Here is a 19,572-nt window from a genome sequence, read left to right on the forward strand (position 1 = left end):
TCCGCTTTTACGTCCGGATATGCGTAAATTCAAATAATTAGAGCGCTTTCATGGTCCTATTAAAACCAGAAGCGCTCTAGTCTTTTCGTTATGCCTTGCCGATTTTGTCCTGCGTCTTCTGCTCGAAGTCGGAGGCATCGTGGCGTTCATGCAATTGTTCGGACGGATCGCCCGAGGTTTTGTTGACGATCACGCCGCGCTTGACCGCAGGGCGTTCGCCAATTTCAAGCGTCCAGCGCATAAGGTTCTTATAACCGGCCGCTTCAAGGAAAGCACCGGCATCGCCATAAGCTTGGCCGAGCGCTATCTTGCCATACCAGGGCCAGACGGCCATGTCGGCAATCGTATATTCCGAGCCCGCCAGATAACGGTTGTCGGCCAGATGACGGTCAAGCACGTCAAGCTGGCGTTTAACCTCCATGGCGTAACGGTCGATAGCATATTTGATCTTGATCGGGGCGTAGGCGTAGAAATGGCCGAAACCGCCGCCGAGGAAGGGGGCGGAACCCATCTGCCAGAACAGCCAGTTCAGCGCCTGCGTGCGGGCATTGCCCTCTTTCGGCAGGAAAGCGCCGAATTTTTCCGCGAGATAGACGAGGATCGAGCCGCTCTCGAAAACCCGGGTCGGCTCGGGCGTCGAATGATCCATCAGCGCCGGGATCTTGGAGTTCGGATTGACGCCGACAAAACCGGAGCCGAACTGGTCGCCTTCGCCGATCTTGATCAGCCAGGCATCATATTCGGCGCCCTTGTGGCCAGCGGCCAGCAATTCTTCCAGCATGATCGAGACCTTCTGGCCATTCGGCGTTGCCAGCGAATAAAGCTGCAACGGATGTTTGCCGACCGGCAATTCCTTGTCATGGGTGGGACCGGCGATCGGGCGATTGATATTGGCGAACTGGCCGCCATTACCCTTGTCCCAGGTCCAGACCTTGGGCACTTCATATCCGGCGGGAAAATTATCTGCGGAGGAGTTCTCGGCCATAAAAATCAGTCCTTGTGCGTTTCGGGAGGGCACCGAAGGTCGGGCGCCTGAACATCATTATAGTAAGGTGGCCAAAGTATTTTTCCAGCCCCAGAGCAGGTCAGAGCGGAATGGTATCGTGCTTTTTCCAGCGGGTTTCGACGTTCTTGCCCCGCAGCGAAGCAAAGGCACGGGCGATGCGGCGGCGCGAGGAATGCGGCATGATGACCTCATCGATGAAACCACGCTCTGCCGCCACGAAGGGATTGGCGAAACGCTCCTCATATTCCCTTGTGCGCGCGGCGATCTTGTCCGGATCGGAAAGCTCCGAGCGATAGAGGATTTCCGCGGCCCCTTTTGCGCCCATGACAGCGATTTCCGCAGTCGGCCAGGCATAGTTCACATCAGCGCCGATATGTTTCGAGGCCATCACGTCATAAGCGCCACCATAGGCCTTGCGGGTAATTAGCGTCACCATCGGAACCGTCGCCTCAGAATAGGCAAACAGCAGTTTCGCGCCGTGCTTGATGACGCCGCCATATTCCTGCGCCGTTCCCGGCAGGAAACCGGGCACATCCACCAGTGTCAGCAGGGGAATGTTGAAGGCATCGCAGAAGCGCACGAAGCGGGCGGCCTTGCGTGAGCTGTCAATATCCAGACACCCGGCCAGCACCATCGGCTGGTTTGCGACGACGCCTACCGTCTGGCCTTCCAGACGCATGAAACCGGTGATGATGTTTCTGGCAAACGCCTCCTGCAACTCGAAGAAATCGCCCTCGTCGGCGAGCGCATGGATCAGTTCCTTCATATCGTATGGCTTGTTGGAACTGTCGGGGATCAGCGTATCGAGGCGCGCTTCCAACCGTGCGGGATCGTCATGAAAAGGCCGGACTGGCGGTTTTTCCCGATTATTCAGCGGCAGGAAATCGAAAAGCAGGCGCACATGCTCAAGTGTCTCGATGTCGTTTTCATAGGCGCCATCGGCAACGGAGGATTTTTTGGTGTGTGTGGAGGCGCCGCCCAGCTCTTCCGCCGTGACGATCTCGTTGGTCACGGTCTTCACCACATCCGGCCCGGTTACGAACATGTAGGAGGTATCGCGCACCATGAAGATGAAGTCGGTCATGGCAGGCGAATAAACGGCACCACCGGCACACGGCCCCATGATGACAGAGATTTGAGGCACGACACCGGAGGCGATGACGTTGCGCTTGAAAACGTCGGCATAACCGCCGAGCGAAGCAACACCTTCCTGAATGCGCGCGCCGCCACTGTCGTTGAGGCCAATCACGGGCGCGCCGTTGCGCACGGCCATATCCATGATCTTGCAGATTTTCTGGGCATGGGTTTCCGACAGCGAACCGCCGAGCACGGTAAAATCCTGGCTGAAAACATAGACCTGCCGGCCGTTGATGGTGCCCCAGCCGGTAACGACGCCATCGCCCGCCACCTTCTGTTCGGCCATGCCGAAATCCACCGCCCGGTGGGTAACGTACATGTCGTACTCTTCGAAGGAACCTTCATCCAGCAACACATCGATGCGCTCGCGCGCCGTCAGCTTGCCCTTGGCATGCTGCGCCTCAATGCGCTTGACGCCGCCGCCGAGCCGCGCTTCGTCGCGGCGCGTCTGCAATTGCTCCAGAATGCTGGGCATGTTTCCTCCATGCGTTTCCTCAAATCAATAGCTTAGAAAACATTCGCCTAGAAGCCTTGATCGTGCGCGTATGCGTGGCATAAATATTTGCAATATTTACTTTTGCAAAGTTGCAACATGGCTATGGAAAAGCTCTTCATCGGCCGCAAGGTCCGCGGCCTTCGCGAAAACGCCCGCGCCACGCAGGCACAGTTTGCCGAACGGCTCGGCATTTCGGCCAGTTATCTGAACCAGATCGAAAACAATCAGCGACCCGTTTCCGCCAGCGTTCTGGTGACGCTGGTGGAAAAATTCCAGCTCGACGTGACGGAGCTGGCAACCGGCGAAAACGACCGGCTGGTTTCCGCTGTGCGCGAGGCCCTGAAAGACCCGCTGTTCCTGAATTACGAGCCCGGGCTGCAGGAGCTGAAGCTGATTGCGCAGAACGCACCGGGTTTTGCCCATGCGCTTTTGCGCGCCCACCAGGCCTACCGGCAAAATAGCGAGCAGCTGGTGCAGCTGGATGACAGGCTGGGGCGGGGAACCGCGCAGGTGGAAAGAACACCTTACGAAGAGGTCCGCGATTTCTTCCACTTCGTCGACAATTACGTTGCCGAGATCGATCTTCTGGCGGAAGAACTTGCATACGAACTGGAGATAGAGGGCGGCGAGACCTACGGCATTCTCGCGGCCCATCTACGCAGCCGCTTCGGTGTCCATATCACCAGAACGGAGGCGGCGGGCGGATTGATCCGGCATTTCGATCCGGCCGGCAAAACGCTGGCGCTCAGTTCCTACATGGCAGTACCGACCCGCTGTTTTCAGCTTGCGCTTCAGATCGCCCAGCTTCATGCGGGAGCAACCGTGGACAGAGTGCTGGCCGGCGCCGGTTTCCGTAGCGCCGAAGCCGCGGAAATCTGTCGCATCGGCCTTCACAACTATTTCGCCGCCGCGCTGATCCTGCCATATGGGCAATTTCACCGGGCCGCGCAGGAATTGCGCCACGATCTGGAACTTCTGGCCGTGCGCTTCGGCGCGAGCCTTGAACAGGTGGCCCACAGGCTCAGCACTTTGCAACGCCCTGGTCAGAAAGGCGTACCGATCTTTTTCGCCAAGATCGACCGGGCTGGCAACATCACCAAACGCCACAGCGCCACAAGGCTGCAATTTGCCCGTTTCGGCGCGGCCTGTCCGCTCTGGAACATTCATCAGGCCTTCGAAAGCTCCGACAGGATAGTACGCCAGCTGGCGGAAACACCTGACGGCGTGCGCTATCTTTCCATCGCCACACAGATCGAAAAAGCCGGCGCCGGTTTCAACACGGACAGGCCACGCTATGCCATCGCGCTCGGCTGCGAAATTTCCCATGCGCAGAATTTCGTCTATGCCGATACACTCGATCTCGCCAATGCCGCCTCCTTCAAGCCCATCGGCGTTTCCTGCCGGGTTTGCGAAAGGGTCGACTGCGTGCAGCGCGCCGTACCGCCGCTAAAACGCAAACTACATGTCGATCATCTCTCACGTGGGGCCTTGCCCTACCGGATCGCAGACTTCTAGCGCCGCGCGGCCATATCAGGGTAGCGGCACCATCGCGCGCCGCATGATATTTGCATAGTAGCCCCAGAACAGCCGGGCGGCGACGGAGCGCCAGGGCGTCCAGAGTTCCGCCCGCGCCGCCAACCATTTCGCATCCGGCCGTGCCTCGAGCGAAAGCGCGTGGCCCACCGCAGCCCGCAGCGCCACATCGCCAACCGGAAAAATGTCGGGGTGGCCGCCGCAGAACATCAGATATACTTCCGCCGTCCACGGACCAATGCCGCGAAGCGCCACCAGCTCAGAAAGGGCCACATCCGCTTCCTTGCGACTGACGGCATCAAGATCGATGCGGCCATCCGCAACCGCGTGCGCCAACCCTTCCAGCGTTGTTGCCTTGGCCCGGGAAAGGCCGAATGTGGCGCGCAATTCTTCCGGCACCGCCAGATAGTTTTCCGCCGTCACCGCCCCGCCCGTGCCGGCAAGGATACGGACCCATATGGCGTTGGCGCTGGCGCGCGACACCATCTGCGACACGACGATATGGGCAAGGCCCGCAAAGCCGGGCTCGTGAATACGCAACTCCAACGGACCGGCTTTTTCGATAATAAGGCTAAGAGCCGGATCGAGGCGGGCAAGATGCGCCAGACCTTCGCTGATATCGTCGAGGCCCCTGATGATTTTCATGTCTGCACAGCCCATATTCACGTTGGCCCGGCACCGGGTGGCGAGGCGCTTCAAGACATGGCAGAAGAAACCATGCCTTCGCCCGTCCGTCAAAAACCGGTTTATCGTTTTGCGCCCAGCCCCAATGGCGCCCTGCATCTGGGCCATGCGCTTTCCGCTTTTCTGAACCACGACATGATGCGGGAAAACAGTGGCCATTTTCTGCTGCGCATCGAAGATATCGACCAGACGCGCTGCACTCCGGAGCTGGAGCAGGCGATCTATGATGATCTTGGCTGGCTGGGACTGGAATGGGAAAAGCCGGTGCGGCGGCAATCGGAGCACTTCGATGAGTATCGCACAGCACTCGACAGGCTGGTCGAGGCCGACCTCGCCTATCCCGCCTTCTTAAGCCGGGGTGAGACGAAAGCCGTTGTCAGGGCCTTTGAGGCAGAGGGAAGGCTCTGGCCGCGCGATCCCGACGGCGCGCCGCTTTACCCCGCAATAGATCGGCAAAGGCCGCAGGCGGAACGGGCCGAACTTCTGGCATCAGGCAGGCAACACGCCTGGCGGCTCGACATGGAAAAGGCGGTCCGCACCTTGCACAGCAAGCTGTTCTGGCGCGAGAGCGGCGACGGGCAGACCGGGGAAATCGAAGCTTTGCCGGCGCTGTGGGGCGATGTGGTGCTGTCGCGCTCCGACGCCCCCTCGAGCTATCATCTTTCCGTGGTGTTGGATGACGCGCTGCAAGGCATCACCCATGTGGTGCGCGGCATGGATCTGTTTAACGCAACCGCCATTCACCGGCTGCTGCAACAATTGCTGGACCTGCCGCCACCCGCCTATCACCACCACCGACTGATTTTGGGTGCTGATGGGCGCAAGCTCTCGAAAAGCGAAGGCAGCACCGGCCTTTCAGCGCTTCGGGCGGAAGGAAAAACGCCGTCAGATATCCGCCGGCTTGTCGGGCTCCTCTAGCACCTGCTCGCGGCGCGCACTGTTGCCGGAGATATTGCGGCGGATGATCTGCCGGACCTTGTATTTCATCAGAGCGGCATTCACTTCCGCACCCAGCATGAAGATGACACCCACCATGTAAAGAAACACCAGAACCACCATCACCGAGGCCAGACCGGCGTAGGTGGCGGCATAATTGGCGAAGGTGGAGAGGTAATAGGCAAAGATCGCCGCGCCGATGACCCAGAAGATCATTGTCAGCAGAATGCCGGGCCAGACATCCCAGATGCGGCGTTTGCCGGCCGGAAGCCACAGATGCGCCGCCACCAGCCCGACCGTCAGAACGACGATGGTGCCGTAAAGTCCGAGGCTGGAAACCGTGTTCAGCGCATCCGTCAGCCAGGGAAACCGCTGTTCGGCAAAGGACGTTGCGACCGGCACCGCAACAAGTACGATACTGATGCCGGTAAAGACTACCACTGCGATCAATACATAAAGCAGACTGAGAAGACGGGTGATGTACCACCAGCGCGTTTCCGTGACGCGATAGGCGCGGTTGAGCGAGATTCTGAGCGCCTCGACGCCGTTGGAGGCAAAATATGCGGCCGCCAGCACCGAAATCGTCAGCAGTCCGCCGCGCGGAATGGTCAGGACCTGCTGCACCTGCGCAGCAAGCGGACCTGCGATCGCTTCCGGCCAGGTGTCAAAAATCAGATGCACCGCCGTCTCGGAAAACTGGTCAGCCCCCAGAAAACCGGCCAAAGCCGTGCCGAAAATCAGGAACGGGAACAGCGCCAGCAGGATGGAAAGCGCCATGTGGCTCGCCATCGCCCAGCCGTCATCCTCGGCAAAATGAGAATAGGCATCGAAGGCAACCTTGCCTGCCAGGCGCACTGCGGCAACCATGTCGCCTCCATTCATCGGCATTTCATTTGTAACTTCGCCCCGAATATGGGAAGTCAGCTCTACTTTGTACAGCGCACAAGCCCGCCTTTCGGTTCCCGCAGGCATACAGATTTTGCGCAATACAATTTTCACAGGCCGGACCATCGGGCCAGCGCAACATTCGGCTTTCCGGAGCGGCATAGATGCCTGAAAAACCCGTCATCATAATTACCGGATGTTCCTCGGGCATCGGAGCCCATTGTGCCGGCGCGCTTCACCGCGACGGCTGGAGAGTGTTTGCCACCGTGCGCCGCATCGTCGATATGGCCGCGCTCGAAAATGAGGGCATAGAAACCCTGATCATGGACTATACCAAGCCCGAAACCATCGCGGCTCTCGTGGATACGGTTGCGGCCAGAACCGGAGGCCGCATCGATGCGCTGTTCAACAACGGCGCCTATGGCCAGCCGGGTGCTGTGGAGGATCTGCCGGTGGAAGCACTGCGGCAGCAATTCGAAACCAACGTCTTCGGCTGGCACGATCTGACGCGGCGGGTCATTCCCTTCATGCGCCAGCACGGTTCAGGGCGCATCGTGCATTGCTCCTCCATTCTCGGCCTCGTTCCCTATCGTTATCGTGGTGCCTATACCGCATCGAAATTCGCGATCGAGGGCCTTGGCGTCACGCTGCGCATGGAACTTCAGGGCAGCGGCATCCATGTGAGCCTGATCGAACCGGGGCCGATCACGTCGAAATTCACCACGACGGCGCTTGCCCACGTCAGGGACAAGATCGATCTGGAAAACTCGGCCCATGCTGTGGAATACAAGCGTCAGCTGGCGCGGATGGATGGGTCCGGCCCGGTCAACCGCCACAAGCTTGGCCCCGATGCCGTTTATGCCGTGCTGAAACACGCCCTGACCGCCGCAAAGCCAAAACCGCATTATCCCGTCACCGTTCCCGCCAAACAGGGGCTGTTGCTGAAACGGCTCTTGCCTGCCGGACTGTTCTATCGTCTGCTGCGCAGATTCGATTGAGGAGGAGTACCCCCTAAATGTCCGGCTTCACCACTGTTCTGGCCCTTATCGTTATGGGCCTCGTTGTCATCGTGCTGATACGAGGCCTTTTCAACATGCTGAAGGGCCAAGACGCCAACCGCTCCAACAAGTTGATGCAGCTTCGCCTTCTGTTGCAGGCCATCGCCATCGTGCTCATCATGCTGACCCTTTGGCTCACCGGCGGTGGACGCTGACATGGTGAAGCTGAACAAGATCTACACCCGCACCGGCGACAAGGGCACGACGGCGCTGGTGTCCGGTCCCCGCCGCCTGAAGCACGATCTTCGCGTCGAGGCCTATGGCACGGTGGACGAAACGAATTCGGCGATCGGCGTGGCGCGGCTGCATACCGCCAACACTGATATTGCCAGCATGGAAAAGCTGGATTCCATGCTGTTCCGCATCCAGAACGACATGTTCGACCTCGGCGCGGATCTCGCGACCCCGGAAACCGACGAGCCGCCAGCCTACGAACCGCTGCGCATTATCGAGAGCCAGGTCACGCGGCTGGAAAACGAAATCGACGACCTCAACTCCGCAATTGAGCCGCTGACCTCCTTCGTGCTGCCGGGCGGCAATGCGGCGGCGGCCAATCTGCATCTGGCGCGCACGATCTGCCGACGCGCGGAACGGCTCATGGTGGAACTCTCGGTTGCTGAAAACGAGATCGTCAGCCCGGAAGCGCTGAAATATGTCAACCGCCTGTCCGACTTCCTGTTCGTTGCCGCCCGGTTTGCCAATGACATGGGCAAGGCTGACATATTGTGGGTTCCCGGCAAGAACCGCTAAAGCCTATCTCTCGCACAAACGAAGGGCATTCGATGTTCATACCGCTGCACGATGCGAATTCCCTCAAACATATCCGGCTGCAATATGTCACGATCGGCCTGATCGTGGTCAACGTGCTGGTATGGCTATTTACCGGCGTGCTTGCCAGTGACGTCCAGGCCAATGCCGCAGCGCTCGGCCTCGGTTTCATCCCGGCTGTGGTGTTCGACTACGCCTACCTGGAGCCCGCCTTGCAGGTGGTGCCGGATGACCTGACCGTCGTCACCTATGCGTTCCTGCATCTGGATTTCTGGCACATGGCAGGCAATATGCTGTTTCTGTGGGTCTTCGGCGACAACGTCGAGGACGCACTCGGCCACTTCCGTTTCCTTATCTTTTACATCGCCTGCGCCATAGCCGGCGCGCTGTTGCACGGCTTTGTCGCACCCATGTCAGAAGGGCCGCTTATCGGTGCATCAGGCGCTGTTTCCGGCGTCGTCGCGGCCTATTTTCTCCTGCATCCCAAGGTGCGCGTCTGGGTTCTGGTGTTCATGCGCATTCCGTTGCCCTTGCCTGCCTTCATTCCGCTGGCGCTATGGATCGGACAGCAATTTCTGATGCTGGCACTTGGCCTTGAGGAAAATGTTTCCTGGGGGGCACATGTGGGCGGCATATTGGCCGGGGCTGTGATGGTAATTTTCATGCGCCGGCCGGACGTTCCCCTGTTCGACCGCACGATTGTTCCGCCAAGGGCGGCGCAGTTCAAGAATCCGTCGCAAACGGCGGGGTTGTCGCAAATCGAACGGGGCTATGACGGGAGCAGATGAGCCGTTGACGAAGAGATAAATTATTTACGTTAACGTCAACGTAAGGTATGCCTTGCGTGCATGTGATAATGAACATTGCTCCGTTGTATTTGCGGGAAAAATGCTTATCCATGTCGCCAACCTGTTTTTGGAGGTCCGCGCGGTCTTGTCGCCTCGCGGACAGGAGTTTGAGGAAAACCGCCGATGAAGATCCTTGTCCCTGTCAAACGAGTTGTTGATTACAACGTCAAGATCCGCGTGAAGTCGGATGGTTCGGGCGTTGAACTCGCGAATGTGAAGATGTCGATGAACCCGTTCGACGAAATCTCGGTGGAAGAGGCTCTGCGGCTGAAAGAAGCCGGCAAGGCCGAAGAAGTCGTGGTCGTGTCGATCGGCCCTGCCAAGGCGGAAGAGACGCTGCGCACGGCGCTCGCCATGGGTGCCGACCGCGCCATCCTTATCGAGACCGACGAGACGGTCGAACCGCTAGCCGTCGCCAAGCTTTTGAAGGGCGTGGCGGAAGCCGAGCAGCCCGGCCTCGTCATCGTCGGCAAGCAGGCGATTGACGACGACAGTAACCAGACCGGTCAGATGCTGGCCGCCCTTCTCGGCTGGGGCCAGGGCACCTTCGCCTCCAAGGTCGTACCGTCTGATGGCAAGGTCGCTGTGACGCGTGAAGTCGATGGCGGCCTGCAGACGGTCGAACTGAAACTTCCCGCTGTCGTGACCACCGATCTTCGTCTGAACGAGCCGCGTTACGCCTCGCTGCCGAACATCATGAAGGCAAAGAAGAAGCCACTCGACAAGAAGACCCCGGCCGATTTCGGCGTCGATGTCACGCCGCGTCTGAAGGTGTTGAAGACCGAGGAGCCCGCAGGCCGCAAGGCCGGCATCAGGGTCGGCTCGGTGGCTGAGCTGGTCGAAAAGCTCAAAGCCGACGGCGTCCTCTAAGGTTTCGGAAAAGGGAGATTACAACATGGCCATTCTTCTTCTGGCAGAACACGACAACGCAACCCTTTCCGACCTGACGGCGAAGACGCTGACGGCGGCAACGCAGATTGGCGGCGACGTCCACGTGCTCGTTGCCGGCTCCGGTGCGAAGGGTGCCGCCGACGCGGCGGCGAAACTGTCCGGCGTTGCCAAGGTACTGCTTGCCGACGACGCATCCTATGCCAACGCGCTTGCCGAGCCGCTGGCGGCGCTGATCGTCTCGCTGAGCCCTTCCTATGATGTCATCATCGCACCGGCGACCGCTTCGGCCAAGAATGTCGCCCCACGCGTCGCAGCCCTTCTCGATGTGGCCCAGGTCTCGGAAATCATTGAGGTCGTCAGCCCGGATACTTTCAAACGTCCAATCTATGCCGGCAACGCCATCCAGACGGTGCAGGCAAGCGACGCCAAGAAGGTCATCACCGTGCGCCCCACCGCGTTTGCGGCAGCCGCTGAAGGCGGTTCGGCACCGGTGGAAACCATCGGCGCTGCCGAGAACCCCGGCGTTTCTGTCTTTGTGTCCGACGCGCTCGCCTCTTCCGATCGTCCGGAACTGACCTCTGCGAAGATCATCATCTCGGGCGGTCGCGCACTCGGCTCCTCGGAAAAGTTCCGCGAAGTGATCCTGCCGGTTGCCGACAAGCTCGGTGCAGCCGTCGGCGCATCGCGCGCAGCCGTCGATGCGGGTTATGCACCGAACGACTGGCAGGTCGGTCAGACCGGCAAGGTCGTGGCACCGCAGCTTTACATCGCTGCCGGCATTTCGGGCGCCATCCAGCATCTGGCCGGCATGAAGGACTCGAAGGTCATCGTAGCCATCAACAAGGACGAGGAAGCGCCGATCTTCCAGGTTGCCGATTACGGCCTCGTCGCAGACCTGTTCGAGGCTCTGCCGGAACTCCAGAAGGCTCTGTGATTTTAAGCCTTTAGCCAAAGGCGGCGCGTTTTTTGAACGCGCCGCCTTCTCTTTTTCGGCGATATGCGTAACATCGCCGCAAATGACGCAGATGAAATCCCATGAGGAGACCAGCATATGACCGCCCCCTTTAAAAACATCGGTATCATCGGAGCCGGTCAAATGGGTTGCGGCATCGCGCATGTTTCCGCCTTGGCCGGTTACAAGGTGCACATTTACGATCTTTCCAAGGACGGAATCGAAGCCGGCCTTGCCACGATCAACGGCAATCTTGCCCGTCAGGTCACCAACGGCAAGCTCTCCGACGACGCCCGCAAAGATGCACTCGCGCTCATCAGCGGTTCGACTGACGTCAACGATCTGGCGCCCATGGATCTGGTCATTGAGGCTGCTACCGAAAACGAGGAAATCAAACGCAAGATCTATGCGCAGATTTGCCCGGTACTGAAGCCCGAAGCGCTTTTGGCCACCAACACGTCTTCCCTCTCCATCACCCGCCTTGCGTCCGCGACCGATCGTCCCGAACAGTTCATGGGCATCCACTTCATGAACCCGGTGCCTGTGATGAAGCTGGTGGAGCTGGTGCGCGGTATCGCCACCAACGAAAAGACCTTCGATGCGGCGAAGGACTATGTGCGGACGCTGGAAAAGGCGATCACCGTCGCCGAGGATTTCCCGGCCTTCATCGTCAACCGCATCCTGCTGCCGATGATCAACGAGGCGATCTACACGCTCTATGAGGGCGTCGGTTCGGTGGAAGCAATCGACACCGCCATGCGGCTCGGCGCCAACCATCCGATGGGACCGTTGCAGCTTGCCGACTTCATCGGTCTCGACACCTGTTTGTCGATCATGCAGGTGCTGCATGACGGGCTGGCCGACAGCAAATACCGCCCCTGCCCGCTGCTGGTGAAATATGTCGAGGCCGGCTGGCTCGGCCGCAAATCTGGTCGCGGTTTTTACGATTACCGTGGCGAGACACCTGTTCCGACGCGCTAAGGCGCAAGAGATATTCCTCTGAAATCATTCGAGATGACGGGAGGTAAGTCCCTCCCGCACTGGACAATTATTTAGCCTTCACTGCCGATACCAACGCCTTGGCATCTTCGCTGTCCCAGGCTGCCGGACCGTTCATGGCGGCAATCAGGCAGCCTTTTTCGTCCAGCAGAAGAGTTGCGGGAAGGCCGAAAGCCAGCCCTTCCTTTTTCAGAACATTGAAGACGCCCATGGAGCTGTCGCGATAAAGTTTCAGCGCGTCGATCTTGTATTCGTCAATGAAGGCTTTCGGTTTTTCGTCCGCGCCGGTGTCGATATTGACCGCAACAACCTCAAAGCCATCGCTGCCCTTTTCCTTCTCGAGTGCGTTCAGCGCAGGCATTTCCTCCCGGCATGGCACGCACCAGGTGGCCCACAGATTGAGGAGAACCGCCTTGCCCTTGAGATCGGCAAGCGACATGTCCGACCCTTGCGGACCCTTGAAGGACAGCGGGATGCCGCGCGGCGTATCCGTGGCCGACATGGCCGCCACCTGGCCCTTCAGGAGGGGTTTCAGCGAGGCGATGCGGTTTGCCGCACCTTCACATAAACCGGCCTCGGCAACCGCTGCCCCTTGAACCGGGCTCTCAGACCCAATATGCCTGAACCAGACCGCACCCGCGCCGAACACGACACCGGCAACGGCAGCAATTGCAACCAATCTGGCGGAAGGAAGCCTGAACGGCCTTTTTTCTGTCATCGAATACTCCAGGGCACGCAGAACATGGCTGACGGCACAGATCAGAAATCCTCCAACCAGATGTGGGGCGGACGTTTCGCTTCCGGGCCATCAGCCATCATGGAAGAGATAAATGCCTCCATCGGCTTCGACAAGAAGCTTTATGCCCAGGACATCCGCGGCTCTATAGCGCATGCCACCATGCTGGCGGAAAAAGGCATTATTTCGCAGGAAGATAAAGACAAGATCGTTCACGGCCTGAACACGATCCTGTCAGAAATCGAGGCTGGCAGCTTCGAATTCTCGCGCAAGCTCGAAGACATTCACATGAACATCGAGGCGCGACTTGCCACCCTCATCGGCACGGCGGCAGGGCGTCTGCACACCGCCCGCTCGCGCAACGACCAGGTGGCGCTCGATTTCCGCCTCTGGGTCAAGGAAGAGCTGCAGAAGACGGAAGGCATGCTGACCGCGCTCATCGCCGCCTTCCTCGACCGCGCCGAGGAAAATGCCGATACGGTCATGCCCGGCTTCACCCATCTGCAGACGGCCCAGCCCGTCACCTTCGGCCATCATTGCATGGCCTATGTGGAAATGTTCGGCCGTGACCGCGCCCGCGTGCGTCACGCAATCGAACATCTGGATGAAAGCCCGATCGGTGCAGCAGCGCTGGCCGGCACCGGTTATCCTATCGACCGCCACATGACGGCAAAGGCGCTCGGCTTCCGCGAGCCGACCCGCAACTCCATCGACACCGTTTCCGACCGCGATTTCGCGCTGGAGTTCCTGTCGATCGCCTCGATCTGCGCCACGCATCTGTCGCGCCTCGCCGAAGAAATCGTCATCTGGTCGACGCCGCAATTCGGCTTTATCCGCCTGTCCGATGCCTTTTCCACCGGCTCGTCGATCATGCCGCAGAAGAAGAACCCCGACGCCGCCGAACTGGTGCGAGCCAAGACCGGCCGCATCAACGGCTCGCTGGTGGCGCTTTTGACTGTGATGAAGGGCCTGCCACTCGCCTATTCCAAGGACATGCAGGAAGACAAGGAACAGGTTTTCGATGCCGCCGAAAGCCTGGAACTGGCCATCGCCGCCATGACCGGCATGATCCGCGACCTTGAGGTGCGCAAGGACCGCATGCGTGCGGCCGCCGGTTCGGGCTATTCCACCGCCACCGATCTTGCTGACTGGCTGGTGCGCGAGGCAGGCCTGCCCTTCCGCGACGCCCACCATGTGACCGGAAATGCGGTGGCACTGGCGGAAAAGAAAGGCTGCGATCTGGCCGATCTTTCGCTGGAAGACCTGCAGGCGATCCATCCGGCCATTACAAGCGGCGTTTTCGACGTTCTTTCAGTCGAGGCATCGGTTGCCAGCCGCACCAGCTTCGGCGGAACGGCTCCTTCCGAGGTCAAGAAGCAGATCGCCTGGTGGCGTGGACGCAACTAACGCATCGGACCGATAAGTGTGAAGCGGTTTTCGGAAAATCCGATGCGCAGACAAATTAAAATGGGCGGCGGAAACGATTCCATTTTTCTCCGCCGCCCTCATAAATCTGCGTTACGCTGCGATCACAAGAAACAGGGTGCACAAGCGCCCTGTTTTTCGTTATCAGAGAAGCACATATTTCCTTTGGACAGGCTCATGCTTTCAAAAACCGCGCGCAATCTCATCGTTCCCATCGGCATGGCGCTCGCCGTCAGTCTTGCTCTCAGTGCCTGCGGGCGAAAAGGCGATATCGATCCGCCGAGCACGCCGGTCGAAATGCGCAACAAGCGCAATGCCGACGGAACCGAGACGAAGCCGGCAACGGCGGAGCGGCCGTTCATCCTCGACAAGCTTCTCTGACGGGAAAAAGCCTGTGAACCATTTTGGCTATATCGACGGCGTGCTTCACGCCGAAAACGTGCCCGTGCCTGAGATCGCCAAGGCGGTCGGCACGCCGTTCTATGTCTATTCGACCGCGACGCTGGAGCGCCACTACAAGGTGTTCTCAGGCGCTTTCGCCGATGTGGACGCCATGGTCTGTTACGCCATGAAGGCCAATTCCAACCAGGCCGTTCTGAAGACGCTGGCAAAGCTTGGCGCGGGTATCGACGTGGTATCCGGCGGCGAATTGCGCCGCGCGCTTGGCGCCGGTGTACCGGCAAACCGCATCATGTTCTCCGGCGTCGGCAAGACGGTGGCGGAAATGGATTACGCGCTGGAAGCCGGCATCTACTGCTTCAACATCGAATCCGAGCCGGAGCTTGAGGTCCTCAACCTGCGCGCCGTCAAGGCCGGAAAAAGGGCGCATGTGTCCTTCCGCATCAATCCGGATGTGGATGCGCGCACTCATGCCAAGATTTCCACCGGCAAAAAAGAAAACAAGTTCGGCATTTCCTATGAGCGGGCGCGTGCGGTCTATGCCCACGCCGCCACCCTGCCCGGCATCGAAGTCACCGGCATCGATATGCATATCGGCAGCCAGATCACAGAATTGCAGCCCTTCGAGGATGCGTTCCGCTTGCTGCGCGAACTGGTGGAATCCCTGCGCACGGACGGGCACACGATCAGCCACGTCGATATCGGCGGCGGTCTCGGCATTCCCTACCGCGAGGACAATAATCCGCCGCCGCTGCCGGATGCCTATGCGCATATCGTCAAGAACGAGCTAAAGAGCCTCAACTGCAAGATCATCACCGAACCGGGACGCCTGATCGTCGGCAATGCCGGCATTCTGGTGACGGAAGTGATCTATGTGAAGGATGGCGGCGAAAAGAACTTCGTGATTGTCGATGGCGCGATGAACGACCTCATCCGCCCGACGCTTTACGAGGCCTATCACGGCATCCGCCCTGTCGTGCAGCCCGCGGTAGACGCCCCTCGCATCAAGGCCGATATCGTTGGCCCCGTCTGCGAAACGGGTGACTATCTGGCGCTGGACCGCGAGATGGCCGCACCGCAGCCGGGTGATCTGATTGCCGTCAGCTCCGCCGGTGCTTACGGCGCCGTGCAGGCAGGCACCTATAATTCGCGCCTGTTGGTGCCGGAAGTGCTGGTAAAGGGTGACAAGTTCCACGTCATCCGCCCGCGCGGAACCTATGAAGAGCTGATCGCTCTCGATTCAGTACCCGCCTGGCTCGATTGATCCGCCATACATCCGGCTTGGTCGATCACAATTGAGCGAAGCTGCCTAAAAAATGGGGGTGAGCATCCACTTGCCCTCGTCTTCGCCACAAAGAATGTTATCCTTGCTTCTCATAATACAAGCAGCTCGCCGTTCCGGGAATGGCGTTTGACGTGGCCAGAACCGGGAGAACGGATTGATGACCACAGCCGGAGAGGACAGGACAGGCAGAAAGCGCCCTACCGGCGCATTCGCGCAGCGGCCGGATCTTGCCCGCCGGGTTGCGGCTAAACGCTTCTTCGCAAAAATCGTGTTGTTTTCGGAAAGAGTAGCACCGAAGACGCTGTGGCCGCTTTCCATCGCCGCCGCGTTTCTAGCGCTCGCATGGTTCGGCCTCTACCGGCAAATGCCTGACTTCGTGCGGCTGGGCATCGTTTTCCTGCTGGTTTTCGGTTTCATCAGCACCATCCTGCCAATCGTCCGGCTGAAATGGCCGACAGACAACGACGCGTCCCGCCTTCTGGAAGAACGCAATGGTCTCGCTCACCAGCCAGTCGGCGTGCAGGAAGACGAACCGGCGTTGGACACCCCCATTTCCCGCGCCTTGTGGAAAGAACACCAGATCCGTATGGCGGAACGCATCGCCGCGCTGAATGCCGGCCTGCCGAAACCAGATATCGCCCGTTACGACCGCTCGGCACTACGCGCCATTCCCGCCCTTTTTCTGGTTGTCGCCTTCGGTTTTTCCTATTCCAATGGTGCAGGCACGATTGCAGATGCCTTCCGTAGCCGGCCGGCAGCCGGTCCGCTCAATCCCGATATCCGTCTCGACGCCTGGGTCACGCCGCCCGCCTATACCGGCCGCGCCCCGATTTTTCTGACAGGGCGCGATGCGACTGGCCACGACGCGGTGTCCGTGCCGCAATCCTCCAAACTGACGATCCGCATGACCGGTGGCGATGGCGGCGAGGAAGTGACCTTCGAGCCTGAGACCGCCGGCGCCCTGCAGAAGCTTGCCCCCGAAGCGGCGCGCGCCGACAGCGCAAGTGGCGATGTGGCGGCACAGACAGAAAAACGCGCGCCGGATCAACCTGTCACACCGCGCACCTTTGCAATGGATGTGACCGAAAGCGGCATGATCACCGCCAATGGCGAACAATGGGTGTTCAACGTCATTCCTGACCAGCCACCGACCATCGGCTTCGACAACATGCCGCGCCGCGCCGTCAATGGTGCGCTGGAGGTGGGTTTCACCGCCAAGGACGACTATGGCATCAAGGAAGCCCACGCCATCATCGAGCCGCTTGGCGTTGCGGAGGGTGCAACAGCACTTTACCCGCCGCCGGAATTCAAGCTCGACCTGCCGCGGCAGAACAACCGCGAGATCAAGGGGCTGACCAGCCGCAACCTGACCGAACATCCCATGGCAGGTAAGCGCGTGCGCATCACGCTGGTGGCAACAGATGGTGCCGGCCAGACCGGCCGCAGCCCCGCGCATGAAATGGTGCTGCCGGGCCGCAATTTCTCTGAACCGCTGGCGGCTTCGGTTGCCGAACAGCGGCAGATATTCTCGCTCGACACGCGCCAGATGCCAAAGGCGATCGCCTATAACGAGGCGGTTGGTCTGCGTCCGGATGAAACCATTCCCAACACCACGCACTATCTCCTGCTGCAATCGGCGCAGACCCGCATGCGGCTCGCCTATAATGAGGAGATGCTGAAGAACACCGCCGATTATCTCTGGGAGATCGCGCTCGGCATCGAGGATGGTGATCTTTCGCAGGCGGAAAAACGCCTGCGTGATGCGCAGACAGCGCTTTCCGAGGCGCTTCAGCGCAATGCCTCCGATGAGGAAGTCGCCAAGCTGATGCAGGAACTGCGTGAGGCGATGCAGCAGTTCATGAGCGAGCTTGCACAGCGCATGCAGAATGCGCCGCAAGCCAACATGAACCAGCAGGCACAAAACGTCTTGCGGCAGCGCGATCTCGAAAACATGATGAACCAGATCGAAAACCTCGCGCGCTCCGGCAACCGTGACGCAGCACAGGAAATGCTCTCGCAGCTGCAACGCATGATGAACAACCTGCAGGCGGGACGGCCGCAACGTCAGGGCCAGCAGGGGCAGCAGCAAAGCAGCAAGATGCGCCAGCAGATCGACAAGCTGGGTGAAATTCTGCAACAGCAGCAGAAGCTGATGGACGAGACCTTCAAGCTCGATCAGGCGCTGCGTGACCGCATGCAGCGCGGCGACCCGCAGGATGGCGGCGAAGGTCAGGACCCGCAGACGGGTGAAAACGGTGAATCACCGCAACAGGGCCAGCAGGGCGAGAACGGCCAGCAAGGCGGACAGCCGAGCGAGCAGATGACCGCCGAACAATTGCGCGAGGCGCTGAAAAATCTGAGGGCGCAGCAGGACGCGCTGGGCAAGCAGCTGGGCGAATTGCAGCAGGGCCTTCGTGATCTCGGCATGGAGCCGGGCGAAAACTTCGGCAAGGCGCAGCAGGAAATGGAAGGCGCCGGCGAAGCACTCGGCAAAAGCCAGGGCGAACAGGCGGTCGAAGGTCAGGGCAATGCGCTGAACGCGCTGCGACAGGGCGCGCAGGATATGATGGGCCAGATCATGCAGGCCATGCGCCAGCAGGGACAGCAGCCCGGACAGGGGCAGGAAGGCATGGCGGGCCAAGGCGGACAGAACGGCCGCGATCCACTCGGCCGTCCGCGCAGCACAACCGGCCCCGATTTCGGCGACCAGGTGAAGGTGCCTGATGAGATCGACGTGCAGCGCGCCCGCGAAATTCTCGAGGCTATCCGGGAAAAGCTCGGCAACAACCCGCCGGGTGAAATCGAGCGGCGTTATCTGGAGCGGTTGCTGGATATACGGTGAGGATGGAGGCCGCCATTCCTAGCGATCGGGCGTGTTTAACCTCGCGCATTTTTTAGGAAAGGCCAGCTTATCAAACACTCCACGTCATCCTCGGCCTTGTCCCGAGCATGACGGCGGAGAGAGTTGATAACTCCGCAACAAAAAAAGGCGGCCCAAAGGGCCGCCCTTTCTCAAATCTCTGTAGCCTTATCGCTCAGGCCGCAAGCGCCCGCGCAACAGCCTTGCGGATATCCGGAAGCGCAAAAGGTTTTGAAACCACGTCCACGATCTTTTCTGCCAGATCATCAGCGCGTTCGCGCTGTTCGGCATAACCCGTCATCAACAGGATGCGCATGGCCGGGAAGCGTTCGGCGGCGCGGTGCGCCAGCTCGATGCCATCCATGACCGGCATGCGGATATCCGAAAGAAGGAGATCGAAATTGGTTTCCTGAAGCTTCTCCAGCCCCTGCTCGCCGTCTGCCGCCTCGTGGGTCTCGTGACCGTCGAGACGCAGCGCACGGGCAACGAAAGCCCGCAATGCATCCTCATCTTCGGTAATCAGAATCTTCGCCATTAATCATTGCTCCTGGGCATCATTTCCAGCCGTGAGCAACATCGCAGGCTCCTCTTTTCAAGAGGTAAACACCCAGGGTTTCGCTGGGTGAATGGTTAATGAGGCGTCTCCGGCATGTCCCATCCCGGCACGGCAGAAA

19 protein-coding genes are annotated in these 19,572 nt (G+C 59.7%); 13 read left to right on the forward strand and 6 right to left on the reverse strand.

Annotated features, from left to right (window positions below; translation table 11 throughout):
* Positions 1–88: 88 nt before the first annotated feature.
* Both yghU and G6L97_RS17360 read right to left on the reverse strand, forming a co-directional pair.
* Complete coding sequence (yghU, locus tag G6L97_RS17355) at positions 89–985, reverse strand: glutathione-dependent disulfide-bond oxidoreductase (protein ID WP_003511310.1); 897 nt, start codon at positions 983–985, stop codon at positions 89–91.
* 100 nt (positions 986–1,085) lie between these two features.
* Positions 1,086–2,618, reverse strand: coding sequence for an acyl-CoA carboxylase subunit beta (locus G6L97_RS17360; protein WP_035199610.1), 1,533 nt, complete (start codon positions 2,616–2,618; stop codon positions 1,086–1,088).
* A 117-nt stretch (positions 2,619–2,735) separates the two neighbouring features.
* On the opposite strand from G6L97_RS17360, the gene G6L97_RS17365 reads away from it, so the two are divergent.
* On the forward strand, positions 2,736–4,154 hold the full coding sequence (locus tag G6L97_RS17365) for a helix-turn-helix domain-containing protein (RefSeq protein ID WP_065704413.1): 1,419 nt from the start codon (positions 2,736–2,738) through the stop codon (positions 4,152–4,154).
* 15 nt (positions 4,155–4,169) lie between these two features.
* Here G6L97_RS17365 and G6L97_RS17370 read toward each other — a convergent pair whose 3' ends face one another.
* Positions 4,170–4,817 carry a DNA-3-methyladenine glycosylase family protein gene (locus tag G6L97_RS17370; protein ID WP_013761773.1) on the reverse strand — a complete coding sequence of 216 codons (648 nt, stop codon included), beginning with the start codon at positions 4,815–4,817 and terminating at the stop codon, positions 4,170–4,172.
* A gap of 72 nt (positions 4,818–4,889) precedes the next feature.
* On the opposite strand from G6L97_RS17370, the gene gluQRS reads away from it, so the two are divergent.
* A complete protein-coding gene (gene gluQRS, locus G6L97_RS17375) occupies positions 4,890–5,774 on the forward strand; it encodes a tRNA glutamyl-Q(34) synthetase GluQRS (RefSeq protein ID WP_162632826.1) in 885 nt (294 codons plus the stop codon).
* Here gluQRS and G6L97_RS17380 read toward each other — a convergent pair.
* Positions 5,742–6,659, reverse strand: a complete 918-nt coding sequence (locus G6L97_RS17380) for a YihY/virulence factor BrkB family protein (RefSeq protein ID WP_013761775.1) — start codon at positions 6,657–6,659, stop codon at positions 5,742–5,744. The two genes, gluQRS and G6L97_RS17380, sit on opposite strands and share 33 nt — an antisense overlap.
* A 182-nt stretch (positions 6,660–6,841) precedes the next feature.
* Between G6L97_RS17380 and G6L97_RS17385 the strand changes: the two genes are divergently transcribed.
* The 7 genes from G6L97_RS17385 (at position 6,842) to G6L97_RS17415 (ending at position 12,175) form a co-directional block, all read left to right on the forward strand.
* On the forward strand, positions 6,842–7,675 hold the full coding sequence (locus G6L97_RS17385; protein ID WP_035199614.1) for an SDR family oxidoreductase: 834 nt from the start codon (positions 6,842–6,844) through the stop codon (positions 7,673–7,675).
* 17 nt (positions 7,676–7,692) lie between these two features.
* Complete coding sequence (locus tag G6L97_RS17390) at positions 7,693–7,890, forward strand: twin transmembrane helix small protein (RefSeq protein ID WP_003497428.1); 198 nt, start codon at positions 7,693–7,695, stop codon at positions 7,888–7,890.
* 1 nt (position 7,891) lies between these two features.
* On the forward strand, positions 7,892–8,485 hold the full coding sequence (locus G6L97_RS17395; protein WP_065704414.1) for a cob(I)yrinic acid a,c-diamide adenosyltransferase: 594 nt from the start codon (positions 7,892–7,894) through the stop codon (positions 8,483–8,485).
* A 32-nt stretch (positions 8,486–8,517) separates the two neighbouring features.
* Entirely contained in the window at positions 8,518–9,291 is a 774-nt protein-coding gene (locus tag G6L97_RS17400; protein WP_003511318.1) for a rhomboid family intramembrane serine protease, read from the forward strand.
* 183 nt (positions 9,292–9,474) lie between these two features.
* The gene (locus tag G6L97_RS17405; protein WP_013761780.1) at positions 9,475–10,221 is read left to right on the forward strand and encodes an electron transfer flavoprotein subunit beta/FixA family protein; all 747 of its coding nucleotides are present in this window, start codon (positions 9,475–9,477) and stop codon (positions 10,219–10,221) included.
* Between the two features lie 25 nt (positions 10,222–10,246).
* On the forward strand, positions 10,247–11,176 hold the full coding sequence (locus G6L97_RS17410; RefSeq protein ID WP_003511321.1) for an electron transfer flavoprotein subunit alpha/FixB family protein: 930 nt from the start codon (positions 10,247–10,249) through the stop codon (positions 11,174–11,176).
* A 117-nt stretch (positions 11,177–11,293) separates the two neighbouring features.
* Complete coding sequence (locus G6L97_RS17415) at positions 11,294–12,175, forward strand: 3-hydroxybutyryl-CoA dehydrogenase (RefSeq protein ID WP_013761782.1); 882 nt, start codon at positions 11,294–11,296, stop codon at positions 12,173–12,175.
* 67 nt (positions 12,176–12,242) lie between these two features.
* Here the strand turns inward: G6L97_RS17415 and tlpA are convergent, their stop codons facing one another.
* Positions 12,243–12,911, reverse strand: a complete 669-nt coding sequence (tlpA, locus tag G6L97_RS17420; protein WP_065704415.1) for a thiol:disulfide interchange protein TlpA — start codon at positions 12,909–12,911, stop codon at positions 12,243–12,245.
* Between the two features lie 24 nt (positions 12,912–12,935).
* Here tlpA and argH point away from each other — a divergent pair, with 24 nt between their 5' ends.
* The 4 genes from argH (at position 12,936) to G6L97_RS17440 (ending at position 18,880) form a co-directional block, all read left to right on the forward strand.
* Positions 12,936–14,336, forward strand: coding sequence for an argininosuccinate lyase (argH, locus tag G6L97_RS17425; RefSeq protein WP_025595424.1), 1,401 nt, complete (start codon positions 12,936–12,938; stop codon positions 14,334–14,336).
* Between the two features lie 195 nt (positions 14,337–14,531).
* Positions 14,532–14,735, forward strand: coding sequence for an LPS translocon maturation chaperone LptM (gene lptM, locus G6L97_RS17430; protein WP_035199619.1), 204 nt, complete (start codon positions 14,532–14,534; stop codon positions 14,733–14,735).
* Between the two features lie 13 nt (positions 14,736–14,748).
* Complete coding sequence (lysA, locus tag G6L97_RS17435; protein ID WP_019564865.1) at positions 14,749–16,017, forward strand: diaminopimelate decarboxylase; 1,269 nt, start codon at positions 14,749–14,751, stop codon at positions 16,015–16,017.
* A gap of 178 nt (positions 16,018–16,195) precedes the next feature.
* A complete protein-coding gene (locus G6L97_RS17440) occupies positions 16,196–18,880 on the forward strand; it encodes a TIGR02302 family protein (protein ID WP_065659672.1) in 2,685 nt (894 codons plus the stop codon).
* 193 nt (positions 18,881–19,073) lie between these two features.
* Here the strand turns inward: G6L97_RS17440 and G6L97_RS17445 are convergent, their stop codons facing one another.
* Positions 19,074–19,433, reverse strand: coding sequence for a response regulator (locus G6L97_RS17445; protein WP_003511329.1), 360 nt, complete (start codon positions 19,431–19,433; stop codon positions 19,074–19,076).
* Between the last annotated feature and the right edge of the window lie 139 nt (positions 19,434–19,572).

This window comes from Agrobacterium tumefaciens, from assembly GCF_013318015.2.
GTDB lineage: Bacteria > Pseudomonadota > Alphaproteobacteria > Rhizobiales > Rhizobiaceae > Agrobacterium > Agrobacterium tumefaciens.